The organism is Streptomyces botrytidirepellens, from assembly GCF_003721215.1.
GTDB lineage: Bacteria > Actinomycetota > Actinomycetes > Streptomycetales > Streptomycetaceae > Streptomyces > Streptomyces himastatinicus.
In genome coordinates this window covers 1-13,571 of sequence record NZ_RIBZ01000808.1, presented here as the reverse complement: position 1 = coordinate 13,571, position 13,571 = coordinate 1, and the positions used below count along the sequence as shown (strand labels likewise).

The 13,571-nt window shown below is 70.7% G+C and carries 10 protein-coding genes and 1 pseudogene; 8 read left to right on the top strand and 3 right to left on the bottom strand.

From position 1 onward, the window contains the following. A partial coding sequence (locus EEJ42_RS41535; RefSeq protein WP_221179482.1) for a CATRA conflict system CASPASE/TPR repeat-associated protein occupies window positions 1–1,545 on the bottom strand: 1,545 nt, incomplete at its 3' end. Further along, a complete protein-coding gene (locus EEJ42_RS41530) occupies window positions 1,532–1,873 on the bottom strand; it encodes a CATRA system-associated protein (protein ID WP_123107317.1) in 342 nt (113 codons plus the stop codon). The genes EEJ42_RS41535 and EEJ42_RS41530, both read right to left, overlap by 14 nt. 305 nt (window positions 1,874–2,178) lie before the next feature. On the opposite strand from EEJ42_RS41530, the pseudogene EEJ42_RS54345 reads away from it, so the two are divergent. Beyond that, a pseudogene (locus EEJ42_RS54345) lies at window positions 2,179–3,141 on the top strand (tetratricopeptide repeat protein); the annotation flags it as partial. A gap of 1,694 nt (window positions 3,142–4,835) precedes the next feature. Further along, complete coding sequence (locus EEJ42_RS41520) at window positions 4,836–5,585, top strand: CHAT domain-containing protein (protein ID WP_342778400.1); 750 nt, start codon at window positions 4,836–4,838, stop codon at window positions 5,583–5,585. A 19-nt stretch (window positions 5,586–5,604) separates the two neighbouring features. On the opposite strand, the gene EEJ42_RS41515 is transcribed toward EEJ42_RS41520, so the two are convergent. After that, window positions 5,605–6,381, bottom strand: a complete 777-nt coding sequence (locus EEJ42_RS41515) for a class I SAM-dependent methyltransferase (RefSeq protein ID WP_123107314.1) — start codon at window positions 6,379–6,381, stop codon at window positions 5,605–5,607. Window positions 6,382–6,589: 208 nt separating this feature from the next. Here EEJ42_RS41515 and EEJ42_RS41510 point away from each other — a divergent pair, with 208 nt between their 5' ends. From EEJ42_RS41510 to EEJ42_RS41485, 6 genes are all read left to right on the top strand, one after another. After that, window positions 6,590–7,813: a sensor histidine kinase gene (locus EEJ42_RS41510; RefSeq protein ID WP_123107313.1), complete on the top strand. Its 1,224-nt coding sequence runs from the start codon at window positions 6,590–6,592 to the stop codon at window positions 7,811–7,813. Window positions 7,814–7,850: 37 nt separating this feature from the next. After that, entirely contained in the window at window positions 7,851–8,528 is a 678-nt protein-coding gene (locus EEJ42_RS41505) for a response regulator (protein WP_123107312.1), read from the top strand. 460 nt (window positions 8,529–8,988) lie between these two features. Beyond that, entirely contained in the window at window positions 8,989–10,209 is a 1,221-nt protein-coding gene (locus EEJ42_RS41500; protein ID WP_221179481.1) for an ABC transporter substrate-binding protein, read from the top strand. Between the two features lie 325 nt (window positions 10,210–10,534). Next, a complete protein-coding gene (locus EEJ42_RS41495; protein WP_246097697.1) occupies window positions 10,535–11,374 on the top strand; it encodes a carbohydrate ABC transporter permease in 840 nt (279 codons plus the stop codon). Beyond that, window positions 11,367–12,221, top strand: a complete 855-nt coding sequence (locus EEJ42_RS41490) for a carbohydrate ABC transporter permease (RefSeq protein ID WP_246097696.1) — start codon at window positions 11,367–11,369, stop codon at window positions 12,219–12,221. The genes EEJ42_RS41495 and EEJ42_RS41490 overlap by 8 nt, the downstream gene beginning before the upstream one ends. Before the next feature lie 30 nt (window positions 12,222–12,251). Further along, a complete protein-coding gene (locus EEJ42_RS41485) occupies window positions 12,252–13,538 on the top strand; it encodes an alpha-L-fucosidase (protein ID WP_123107308.1) in 1,287 nt (428 codons plus the stop codon). Window positions 13,539–13,571: the final 33 nt, after the last annotated feature.

Sequence of the window (13,571 nt, the reverse complement as noted above, 5' to 3'; positions counted from 1 at the left end):
CGGAAGCGCCACCGCCCAGGTCAGCACGGTCGGCGCGGCCCGGCTGGTGGCCGCGTGCACGGCCACCGTGCTGGCCAGCCACCCGGCCGTGGCGCCCACCAGCCCGGCCAGCAGCGAGCCGAGCCGGGCCGGTGCCCGGCTCTCCGGCGGGGTGGCCAGCCACAGCACCAGCGTGGCCAGCAGCAGGGCGAGCGCACCGAGCAGGGCGATGAGGGCGGGCACCGCGGGCGGCGGCAGGAACGGGACCTCGTACGCGAAGCTCTGGATCGCGGCGAGCACCATGAGGACCGCGCCGAGGAACGCGCTCTGGAGCAGATTGACCTTGCTCTGCCGCTGCTGCGCGGCGGCCTCCTGGCGCTGCGTCACCTCCCGGCGCCGCTGGAGGGCGTGTTCCGCCTCGACCGTCAGGGCCGTCAGGGCGTCCCGGGCGCGCTCCCGGTCCGCCTCCAGATAGACCAGGCCGTCGGACAGCCGCTGGACGAACCAGGCGGCCAGCGCGAGATCCTCGGCGAACGGGCCCTGGCCGCCCTCGGGAACGCCCGCGGCGTCCCGCTGGGCGCGCATGTTGGACTCGGCGATGCGCACGGTGGTGCGCATCTCCCTGAGCCGGGTGATCCACTGGGTGAGGCCCGTGGAGCCCGCGGTGAGCGACAGCAATCGGGTGCGCCACCGCGCGAGTTCCTCGCCACGGTCGTGCGCCTGCCCGCCATCGGCGGTGTCGTCGTCCGGGTCGTCGTCGCCGGGGGACGCGCCGTCCAGGGCCGCGAGGGCACCGTCCACGACCGGCCCCGCGGGGGAGGCGAGATCGCTGTCGTGCGCGGCGTGCACCCGCATCTCGTACCGCAGCTTGGCGGCATCCGCCAGATAGCGGGCGAACGGTGGCGGCGCGCCACCGCCCTGGCTCCACAGCCACAGTTCGGTGTCCCGGGGGCCGTCGCCATCGTCGTCCGCCACCGCGACGAAGCGCCGCGACGGCCGGGTGGTGGAATCGCCGGTGGCCGAGTCGCCCGTGGCCTCCCACAGGGTGACCGCGGGGCGGGCCACCGCGACGCCCGGCCCCAGCGGCAGGGGCAGTTCGGCCCGTATCGCCTCCGTCAGCTCCCGCGCGCCCACCGGAGCGGCACCGGCCACCTCGCGATAGGCCACGAACAGCCGTGCCTCGCCGACGACCCACTCCCGCTCCGGGTCCCCGTCCGCCCCGGCGACCCGCGTCCACTGCCGGTCCCAGGCGCCCCAGGACCCCTGTTCACCGGCGGCGGGCGACAGCGCCACCGACAGACACAGCAGATCGTGGTGGCGCCGCAGCACCGCCTGCGCCAGCCCCACGCGGTCGCGCCGCGCCGCCACCGCCCCCGCCGTCGGCAGCTCGCCCAGCTCCTCGGGGAGCGTGTCCGGCAGCCCGGTCGCGGCGACGGAGTGCGTCATGCCGAGATGCGGCCCGCACGCCGCCCACACCTCCCGCAGCCGCCGGTACGACGCGCTCCGGCGCGGCCCGGTCGTGGCCACGAAGAGGTGGACGACGAGCGACTGGTCAGTGAGGGTCACCACCGGCCGATGCGCCCTCCGTGAGGTCGAGGTCGTCGTCATCGGTACCGCTCCCCAGGGCGTGCACCAACCGGTTGAGCCGGTCCAGGACTTCGGGCGACGCGGGCTCGCGCCCGTCCCCCTCCTCGCCCGCGCGCAACCGCACCCGCGACGGCCCCACCAGCTCCAACTGCCCCGTCACCGTGCCCAGAGCCCGCGCGTCCCCGGCCCGCACGGCCGACTCCATCGCCCCCAGCACGCGCTCCACATGCGCCCAGTCCGCGCGCGGCAGTACGAGCCCGGCGACCGCCGCGAGGGCCGCCTCGGCGTCCTCGCGCAACTCCGCCATGACCCGGCCCCTCTCCGACACTCCCATGGCCCCAACTTAAGCACAGCGGGGCGAAAAGGGACGACGGTGAGTATTTTCCCTGCGCCCGGCAGCCGGGAGGCTGATCGTGCAGTTGATCGATCCGCGATCGTAGGTTGCCGCCGGCCACCGCCGTGCCCACGGTGAGCGCCTGCCCGGTCGGCCATCATCGGAGCGTGAGATCCGAGCTACTGACGGCGCTGCTGGCGCGGCTGGACCGCTTCGCCGCCGCCGCGGACCCGCGGGACGTCCTGGACGCCGACGCCCCGCGCCGGGCCGCCGAACTGATGGCCGCGAGCGATGACCCCGAGCACGACCTCGAAGTGCGGCGTGCCGTGGGCTGGGTGCACTGGCACCGGTACGGCTTGTTGGGCGACGAGTCGGAGCTGCGGCTTGCGGAGACGCTGCTGCGCCCGGTGTACGAGGCGGATCCGCTGGACGTGCCGGAGGCGCTGCGCTCAGCCTTCGCGCCGGAGCCGGACGACGACTGGGTCGCGCTCAGCGACACCGAACTCGGCCACTTCCTGGGCAATCTGGAACCGGAGCGGATCGCACAGGCGCTGAGCGACCTGCGCGATGCGGTGTCCCGGACGCCTCCTCATGACCCCGGCTACGCGAAAGAGGTGGTCCTGCTGGTCACGCTGCTGTCGACCGCGCTCGACCACGTCGAGGACCCGTGCCCGCTGCGGGATTCGGTGGAGGCGGCCCGGCGCGCGGTGGACGCGCTGCCTCCCGGCCACGCCGGGTGGGCCGCCGTACAGTCCCAGCTCGGCAACTTCCTCCGCGACTGGTATCTGCGGACCGGGGAGCTGAGCGCCCTCCACGAGGCGCTCGACAGGAGCCGCCGGTCGACCGCCGCCAACCCGCGCTCCTCCATGGCACTGAGCAACTTCTCCATCGCCCTGCTGGACGCCTTCCGACGTATCGGAGACATCACGTACCTCGAAGAGGCCGTCGCCACCGGACGTCGCGCGGTGGAGGCGATACCCCAGGACGATCCCCTGATGGCGGTATACCTGACCAACCTCGGTGTCGCGCTGCACAAATGGGCCGACGTGACCGGGGACGACGCGGCGGAGGCCGAGGTCCTGCGGACGGCTCGCCGGGCGGTCGCGTTGACCGAGGAGGACCACCCCGCCCATCCGCTGTATCTGTCGAATCTGGCGTCCGTACTCAAGACGTCCTACGAACGCACCGAGGACAAGGCCCTGCTCGCCGAGGCCATCGAAGTCGGTCGGCGCGCGGTGGGCGCCACTCCGGCCGACGACCCCAGGCGGCCCCACCGCCTCGGGGTCTTCGGCGGCGCACTCCAGGAGTGGTTCGAGGCCACGGGCGAATTGCCGACGCTCGACGAGGCCGTGGAGGTCTTCCGCGAGGCCGTCGACCGGACACCCGAGGAACATCCGCGGAGGGTGCAGCATCTGCACATGCTCAGCTACGCGCTGCTGCTGAGCTATGACCGGTACGGCACACGGGAGATCCTGCACGAGACCATCGCCTTGGGACGCCGGGCGCTGGCCGGGACCCCGGCCGACTACCCGGACCTGGCGCAACGGATTGTCCACCACGTCAACGGGCTGAGTGCCTGGTACGAGCACACGGGCGACCTGGAAACGCTGGACGAGGCGATCGACGTGTGCCACCACGCCCTGGAGACGCTTGACCACAGACCGGGGGGTCTTCTGAACGCACTGGTCGTGGCACTTCGCCTCAAGTACGAGCGAGCGCCCGACCGGAGTCTTCTCGAGGAAGCCGTCGCCGTCGGAAGGGAAGCGGTGACCGTCGCCCGGGACGAGCTGGGCCCGCTGACCAACCTCGGTTGTGCGCTGGCGGTCCTCGCCGAGCGGGAGGACGACGACCCCGCGATCCTGGACGAGGCCATCGACGTCCTGCGCAGGGCCTCGGACGCCGACCCGTTCTGCCTGACCAACCTCGCCTCCCCACTTCTCGTGCGCTACGAGCGCACCAGGGACCGGGCATCGGCCGAGGAGGCCGTGGAGGTGTCGCGGCGGGCGCTGGCCCTCACCCCGGAAGGTCCTCAGCGAGCCCCGCAGTTGTTCACCCTGGGCCAGGCCTTGGAGAGCCTGTACGAGGCGTCCAGTGATCCGCGGACACACACCCAAGCCATCGCTACCTACCTGGCCGCGGCCGTCCTGCCGGAGGCGGCCGTTGGGGTGCGCGCCGAGGCGGGCCGCAGCGCGGGCTGGCTGGCAATGTCGGCGGGGCGGGCGGAGGCGGCCCTGACCGGATACGCGACGGCGGTCGAGTTGCTGCCCCTGCTCGTCACCCGATTCCTGGACCGCAGCGATGCCGAGCACTGGCTCAAGCACTACAGCGGTCTGGCCGCGAGCGCCGCCGCCTACGCCCTCGAGGCAGGAGACCCGGAGCGTGCGGTGACCCTGCTGGAACAGGGGCGGGGCGTCCTGCTGGACCGGGCCATGTCGACCCGCAGCGCTCTGACCGACCTCCGGGAAAGAGCCCCCGAGCTCGCCGACCGCTTCCAGCGGCTCGGCGCCGCACTCGAAACCGGGGGCCAGGGGCCGAGCGAGCGACGGCATGAGCACGCCCGCGATCTGGAGGCGGTGATCGAGGAAATCCGGGCACTGCCCCACTTCACCTCGTTCTTGCTGCCCCCGACGCTCACGGAGCTCATGGCGGAGCGGCGGGACGGCCCGGTCGTCCTCATCAACGTCAGCCGATGGCGGTGCGACGCGCTCGCCCTCACTCCGGCGGGGGTGCGGCACATCCCGCTGCCGGACCTCGGACTCCAGGACGTCACCGCGTGGGTGAAGGCCTTCGTGGGTGCGCTGGACGTGAGCCGGAGCGTCGCCAATGACGCCCTCGAAACGATCCTGGGCCGACTGTGGGACACGGTCGCCGAACCGGTGCTGACGGCTCTGGGATTCACCCGGTCACCCGACCCCGATGACACCTGGCCACGGCTGTGGTGGGCGCCGGTCGGCCCGCTTCAGACCTTCCGCTGCACGCCGCGGGCCACCATGACACCGACGGCCGGTCCGTCCTCGACCGGGTCATCTCCTCGTACACTCCGACGATCCGCGCCCTCTCCCACGTCCGCGGCCGCCGCCACACCGGCGAGCGCGCCGTACGGCCCCGCCGCCTCGTCGTCTCGATGCCCCATACCCCGGACGCCGCTGACCTGCCCGGCGCCCGTGACGAGGCTGGTCTGCTTCCCGGCGCCACCATCCTGACCGGGTCCGAAGCCACCCGTGACCGGGTCGACGCCGCGCTCCACGAAGCCACCTGGGCTCATTTCGCCTGCCACGCCCAGAGCCGCTTCGACGACCCCTCCAGCAGCTTCCTGCTGCTCCATGACCACCAGGACAACCCGTTCGACGTCCGGCACCTCTCCACGCTCCGCCTGCCCCACGCGGAACTCGCCTACCTCTCCGCGTGCAGCACCTCGCAGCCGGGGCCCCAGCTGATCGACGAGGCCGTGCACATCTCGGCCGCCTTCCAGCTCGCCGGATTTCCGCATGTCATCGGCACCCTCTGGGCGATCAAAGACCGGGCGGCCCCGAAGATGGCCCAGGCCATCTACACCGACCTGCTGCATGGTCCGGCCGACGACCGCGACATCGCCGGAGTCGTCCACCGGGCCGCCCACCGCATGCGGCAGGCGTACCCCCGGCTCCCCCTGATGTGGGCCGCCCACCTCCACGTCGGCCTGTGACGGACGGCCCGCGGGCTCCTCAGCCGCCGTGGGTGACGCGGATCTTGGACTGGCCGTGCGGGAGCTCCTCCCAGTCCTCCATGAAGCGGGCCGCCAGACCGTGTTTCCGGGCGAGGTCGATGAGGGTTTCGGTGCGGTAGTAGAAGTCCTCCCTGAGGACCTGGTGCTCCTTGCCCTCGGTGCGGTCGAAGGTGAAGTCGAACCAGCCGCCCGGCGCCAGCACACGGCCCACGTTGGCCAGGCACTCGTCGATGACCGGCAGCGGGGAGTGGGAGAACACGCTGTGCGCGTGCACGACGTCGAAGTGCGCTTCGGGCAGGAAGCGCAGGGTGAGGTCGCGTACGGGGGTGAGGGTGGGAAGCCGGTCCTGTAGCTCGGTGTGGACCAGGGTGTCCTGCGCGGCGACCAGGATGTCGGGGGAGATGTCGACGCCGTAGTAGTGGCCGGGTTCGAGGTGGCGGATGAAGCGCCAGCCGGCGCGCAGATTGCCGCAGCCGATCTCCAGCATGCGGTGCTCGGGGCGCAGCCCGTGCTTCACCAGATAGTCGAACTGCATCGCGCCCAGCGCCAGCCACCGCTCCCGGGTACGTCCGCCGACCGCCGCGTCCGGGTCGGCACGGGTGTCCGAACGCATCACGGCGCGGTAGTAGTCGACATGGTCCGGCCAGCGGTAGCGCAGCCAGGCGTCCCGGGTGGCCCGTACCAGGTGGCGCGGTACGCGCTCGGGGTGACGGAGCGCGTAGGAGACGCGGTGGCCGAGGCTGGCGCGGTTGACGGTGACGTTCTTGGCGGGCATGAATGATCCTTTCGCTGGGGGCGCGGAATGTCTGGTCGCGAGCCCTGAACTCAGCATCCGTGCGGGTGACCGCCGTCTGCTTCGGCGGACCGGCTAACGGCCGGAGGCGGTTCGGGTGACGGCAGGGTCAACCGATCGGATGATGCGGAGCGCGGTGCCCCGTAATAGGACTGGCTGGGAGATGGACGAGGAAGTGAGGGGTACGGCGATGCGGAGAGGCCCGGCGGGGGAGGGCGAATGGGCCGATCCGGACGCCCGGTGGCTCCGGTCGGTCATGGACGGGGCATTCCTCATACTGCTCGGCTCGTCACTGGTCCGCTTTCTGACCCGCGATCACGAGGGCACGCACACCGGATCTGCCATCGCCCTGTTCGCCGCCTTCGGGCTGCTGTACGTGCTCGGGCGGCTCCTGGCCCCCGCGCCACGCCCCGGCGCCCGACCGAGCACACGGCACCTGGCCTGGCTGGGGACGGTGTCGGTGGTCTGGGCCGGTCTGCTCGTCCTCGCCCCGAGCGCCACTTGGTGTGCCATGCCGCTGCTGTTCACCGGACTCCAGACGCTGCCCGTGCGCACCGCCGTGCCACTGGCGGCCGTGCTCACCGTGCTGGTCGTCGCCACCGAGCTGCGGCTCTCCCACGAAGGGCTCAACCCGAATGTGGTGATCGCCCCGCTGGCCATCAGCGCCGTCGCCACCGCCGTCCTGGTCCATCTCCAGCGCCAGGCGGCCCGGCAGCGCGTCCTGATCGACGACCTGGTCCGCACCCGCCGCGATCTGGCCGCCACCGAGCGGCGGGCGGGCATCCTCGCGGAACGGCAGCGGCTGGCGAGCGAGATCCACGACACCCTCGCACAGGGCCTGTCCAGCCAGCAGATGCTGCTCCAGGCCGCCGACCGCACCTGGGCTACGGACCCCGACGCGGCCCGCCGCCATATGCGGGACGCGGCCGGGATCACCTCCCGCAGCCTCGCCGAGGCCCGCCGGTTCGTCCACGACCTGGCCCCCGCCGACCTCGCCGAACGCACCCTCGCCGAGGCGCTGCGGACGCTCGCCGAGCGGGAGTGCGGCGAGGGGCTGACCGTCGGCTTCCGGCTCGACGGTGTGCCGGGCCCGGTGCCGGATCGGGTCGAGGCCGCGCTGCTGCGCATCGCGCAGGGCGCCCTGGCCAACGTACGGGAACACGCCTGGGCGACCCGGGCCGCACTGACCCTGACCTGGCTGGACGACCAGATCTCCCTGGACATCGCCGACAATGGCCGCGGCTTCGACCCCGAGCGCCCCCGGACCCCGGACACCGGCCGGGAGCGGGGCCACGGGCTGCCCGCCATGCGGGTGCGGGCGCGCCAGCTGGGCGGCACGCTCACCGTCGAATCCACCCGGGGAGAGGGCACCGTCGTAACGGCGGCCGTCCCCCTCGCCGGCCCCGCCACCTGACGCCCATGGCCACCTGCCCACGGAGGACCGCCGCACCATGACCGCGACCGACACCACCCCGCCCATCCGGCTGCTGCTGTGCGACGACCACGCCGTGGTGCGCGCCGGTCTGCTCGCGCTGCTGTCCAGCACCGCGGGCATCGAGGTGGTCGGCGAGGCGGGCAGTGGCGAGGAGGCGCTCGCCATGGCCGCGCGCCTACGGCCCGACGTGGTGCTCATGGATCTCCAGCTCGGGGACGGCATGGACGGCGTGGAAGCCACCCGCCGCCTGGCCTCCGGCGCGGCGGCGCCCGGCACCGGTCCGGCGCCGGGGGAATCGGCCCCGCGGGTGCTGGTGCTCACCATGTTCGACACCGACGCGGACATCGCCCGGGCCATCGAGGCGGGCGCCACCGGCTATCTGCTCAAGGCCGAGCGGCCGGAGGAGCTGTTCGCGGCGATACGGAACGCGGCGGCCGGGCGCACCGCGCTGTCGGCGCCGGTCGCCGACCGGCTGATGGCCCAGATGCGCACGCCCCGGCCCACCCTCTCCGAGCGGGAGCGGGACATCCTCCAGCAGCTCGCCCGCGGGCTGGGAAACCGGGAGATCGCACGCGCCCTGTTCATCAGCGAGGCCACGGTGAAGACCCACCTGGGGCGGATCTACGGGAAGCTGGGCGTGGACACCCGGGCGGGCGCGGTCGCCGTTGCCACCGAGCGGCGGCTGCTGGGCTGACCCTTCCCACACCACAGCTGACCCTCCCCGACAACACATCGGATGTTCCGCTCCCGCGCGGGGTGGCGCTCGTCCGGCCCGCCCGGAGGGGCCGCGGCACCCCGCCCCCGACCCGCCGGAGCGCCCGCGACGGGCGCGAAAAGACATCCCAACTATGGCCGCGAGCCCGGGGGCCGATTGCCCCGAAAATAGGGCCGTACGACGCCTTGACACCCCAATACATCGGATGTTCTGATGCCGATGCGTCCTGGTAAAAGGGACCGGCCGAAGGAGTCGCCGTGGGTCGGATCAACGCCTTACCCGGCATCTGACGTTCCCCATCTCATCCCTCACGCCCCGCCCGCCGCCGCGATCGGCGGCCTCTCTCCAGCATCCGCACGAGCGCATCCCGTGCTGCCGGAGTACGTCCATGTGAGCACGAAAAATTGAAGTGGGCACTGCTATGAAAAGACGACTCCTCGTGAGTGCCACCGCGGCGGGCGCCGCACTGGGTCTCACCTTGTCGGGATGCTCCTCCGGCGGTGGCACATCGGGCCAGTCGAAGGACAAGCTCACCTGGTCGATGTGGATCGCCGGCTCGGCGGACAAGGCGGCCTGGCAGAAGGTCGCGAACTCGGTGAAGACGGCCGGTGGCGCGAAGGTCACCATCCAGGGCGCTCCGTTCGAGGACTACTTCACCAAGCTCCGCACCCAGCTCAGCGCGGGAAGCGCGCCGTGCATCGTCAGCATGCAGAGCCTCCGCGCGGCGAACTACACCGACGTCCTCCTGCCGCTCGACTCCCTCGCGAAGAAGCAGGGCGTCGACCTGTCGCAGTTCGACACCACCGCGCTCGACGCACTGAAGGTCGACGGGAAGATCTACGCCCTGCCCTATGACACCGGTCCCATGCTGCTGTTCTACAACAAGGACCTGTTCAAGCAGGTGGGTGCGAAAACACCCGAGCCGGGCTGGACGGTGAAGGAATTCGAGGCCGCCGCGGCGAAGTTCAAGGCCGCGGGGAAGAAGATGCTCGGCTCGGCGATCGGGGACATGAACCTCGAGTCGATGATCCTCGGCTACAACGGGGGCCGCGTCATCAAGGAAGACGGCACGCTCGACCCGTCGGACCCGAAGTTCGCCAAGGGCTTCGACTGGCTCGGATCGCTCGTGAAGAAGGGCTGGGCCACTCAGGCGAGTTCGGACACCTCGGTCGCGTCCAACGACTTCGTGGCCAAGAAGGTCGCCATGTACCCCGACGGCCCCTGGTCGCTCCTCGACCGGAAGGGCAAGGCCAATTTCGACATCGGGATCACGACCATTCCGGTCGGCAAGGCGGGTGCCACTCCGTCCACCTACTCGGCGGGCTCCGGCTTCGGTGTCTCCAAGCAGTGCAAGTACCCCGACCAGGCCTTCCAGGCGGTCAAGACGATGACCAGTCAGAAGGTGCTGAAGGGGCTCGCGGAGCAGGGGCGCGCCTTCCCCGGCCGCACGGCGGCACAGCAGGCGTGGTACGACAACGCGAACATCGCGGGCGTCGAGACCGTCCTGAAGGCGGCGCAGAAGGCGTCGACCCCGCTGCCCGGCAACAAGCAGAGCGACCAGCTCCAGCAGCTCTTCTTCCAGTACGGGATCCAGGCCGTGAACGGTCAGCAGTCGGGCGCGCAGACGATGAAGTCGATCGCGGGACAGCTCCAGAAGTGAGCCGGTCGACCGGGAGGTGCCGTCCGGTGCGGGGTTCCGCCGCACCGGGAGCCGTCGGCACCTCCCGGCCACAGGGAGCGCAGGGAGCGAGAGAGGTCAGGAAATGACGGAATCGGTGTCCCAGCCACCGCCCGCGTCGATGTCCGTTGTTCCACCCGGGGCGGCTGTTCCTCCCGGGGCGGCGTCGGCGGTGCCGGTGACTGGTACGGGTGCCGCCGACGTGGTGGTCGCGGCACGGGAGGGACCGAAACACAGGAAGCCGGGACGGGAGCCCGGGGAGCGGTCGGGAGGGCGGCAGATCGGGCGGCGCTCGTGGTGGGGCGCCGTGTTCGCCACGCCCCACTCGCTCGGGCTGGCGATTTTCACGGTGCTCCCGATCGTCGCCTCCCTCATCGTCAGCTTCATGAACTGGCCGATGCTCGGGGAGCACTCCTGGACCGGCCTCGACAACTACCGCCAGCTCTTCTCGGACCAGACCTTCTGGATCGTGGCGCGGAACACCGTCGAGTACGTGGTCCTCTACGTGCCGCTGAACCTCGTGGTCTCGCTCGGCCTCGCGGCCTGGCTGACGCCGCGGATCAGGCACCGGCACGTCTTCCGGGTGCTGTTCTTCATTCCGACGATCACGCCGCTCGTGGCGAACGTCGTCGTGTGGCGGATGCTCTACCAGCCCGACGGCTTCATCGACGCGACGATGCAGTCGACGATCGGATTGAACGCGCCCAATTTCCTCGCGGACGGCACCTGGGCCATGTTCGCGGTGGTCGCGATGAGTGTCTGGGCGGGTTTCGGCTACAACATGCTGATCTTCTCCGCCGCCCTCGACGCGGTGCCGGACAACCAGTTGGAGGCCGCGCAGATCGACGGCGCGAGCGCGTGGCAGGTCTTCTGGCGCATCAAATTCCCGGCCATTTCCCCGTCGATCTTCTTCGCGACGATGATGACGCTCATCACCTCGTTCCAGGTGTTCACCCAGCCGTTCCTGCTGACCAAGGGCGGCCCGGGGACGGAGACCGAGACGCTCGTGCAGTACATCTACAACACCGGCTTCCAGACCCAGCAGCTCGGGCTCGCCTCGGCGGGCGCCTGGGTGCTCTTCGTGATCATTCTCGGCATCACGGCGGTCCAGTTCCTCGGCCAGAAGCGTTGGGTGCACTATGAGTAGCGACACGCGGCCGATGAAGGTCGCTTCGCGGACACGGCAGGCCATCGGCTACGCGATCCTGTGTCTGATCGCGCTGGCGTTCATGGCACCGCTCATCTACATGGTGGCCACCAGCCTCAAGCCCGAGGCCGACACCTTCACCACGCCGCCGACGCTCTGGGGCTCGGAGTTCCGCTGGCAGAACTACGCCGACGTCTTCAGCTACCTGCCGTTCCAGCGGTTCATCCTGAACGGCGTGTTCGTCGCCGCCGTCGGCACCGCCATCAACGTCATGGTCGCGGCGTTCAGCGGATACGCCTTCTCGCGCCTTCGCTGGCGCGGCAGGAACGTCGTCTTCATCCTCTTCCTGGCGACGCTGATGATCCCGCAGGACGTCCTCATCATCCCGATGTACGTGATGATGCAGAACTTCGGATGGGTGGACACCTTCCAGGCGCTCATCATCCCGTGGGCGTTCACCGCGCTGGGCGCGTTCCTGCTCCGGCAGTTCTTCCTGACCGTGCCGCAGGAGCTCGACGACGCGGCCCGCGCCGACGGGGCGGGGACGGTGCGGACCTTCATCGCCGTGATGCTGCCGCTGGCCCGCCCGACTCTCGCCGTGCTGGCCGTCTTCACGTTCATCAGCTATTGGAACTCCTTCCTGTGGCCCCTGGTCGTCGTCAACGACGTGAACGCCCGCGCGACCATCCCCCTCGGTCTCCAGGCGTTCTTCGGCCAGCAGGGGACCCAGTGGAGCCTCGTCATGGCGGCGTCGGTGATTTCCATGCTGCCGACCGTGATCCTCCTGATACTCCTCCAGAAGCACCTCGTCCGCGGCATCGTCACCAGCGGCCTCGGCGGCCGTTGATCCCCAGTTTTCGGAAAGGAATGCGCTTCGATGTCCATCCCTCCCTGGTTCACCCACGACCGATTCGGCATGTTCATCCACTGGGGGCTCTACGCACTTCCCGCCCGCCACGAGTGGGTGAAGAACCGCGAGCGGATCACGGACGAGGACTACGACCGCTACTTCCGCCACTTCGAACCGGACCTCTACGACCCCCGAGCCTGGGCGCGGGCCGCCAAGCAGGCCGGAATGAAGTACGTGGTGCTCACCACCAAGCACCACGACGGCTTCTGCCTGTGGGACTCGAAGCTGACGGACTACACCTCGATGAAGACGCCGATCGCCAAGGACCTCGTGGCGGAATTCGTCGAGGCCGTGCGCGCCGAGGGGCTCCGCGTCGGCTTCTACCACTCGCTCATCGACTGGCACCACCCCGACTTCGTCATCGACGGCCTCCACCCGCGCCGCGACGACCCGCCGGAGGAGATCGAGCGGCTCAACGAGGGCCGCGACATCGCCCGGTACCGCGCGTACCTGCACGGCCAGGTGGAGGAGCTGCTGACCCACTACGGCCGGATCGACTACCTGTTCTACGACTTCTCGTACAAGCGGGGCCGGCACAGCGAGGTGTTCAACGCCAAGGGGGCCGAGGAGTGGGGCTCCGAAGAACTCCTCGCGCTCACCCGCCGCCTCCAGCCCGAGATCATCGTCAACGACCGGCTCGAGATCCCCGGTGACCTCGTCACGCCGGAGCAGTACCAGCCCGACAAGCCGATGGAGGTCGACGGCGAGCCGGTGGTCTGGGAGGCGTGCCAGACCCTCAACGGCAGCTGGGGCTACGACCGCGACAACCTCAACGTCAAGAGCGTCGAACTCCTGCTCCGGATGCTCATCGACGGCGTCTCGAAGAACGGCAACATGCTGCTCAACGTCGGCCCCACGGGGCGCGGCGAGCTGGACCCGGTCGCCGTGACCACGCTGGAGGGCATCGGGGAGTGGATGTCCCGCCACGCACGCTCGATCTACGGCGCCGGGCCCTCCGCCCACCGCGCCCCGGTCGACGCCCGCTACACCCAGCGCGGAAACCGCCTCTACCTCCACCTCTTCTCCTGGCCCTTCACCCACGTCCACCTCCCCGGCCTGGCAGGCAAGGTCGAGTACGCGCAGTTCCTGCACGACGCGTCCGAGATCCACTACCGCGAGATCGACCCGTCGGCCACGGCCCAGAACACCACGCTCGGCGGCCAGCCCCCCGGGACCCTGACCCTGTCGCTGCCCGTGGTCCGGCCCGAGGTCGCGGTGCCGGTCGTGGAACTCTTCCTGCGGGAGGGCGCCTGACGGTTCCTGGGCGAGCCCGCCGCCCGTCCGGCG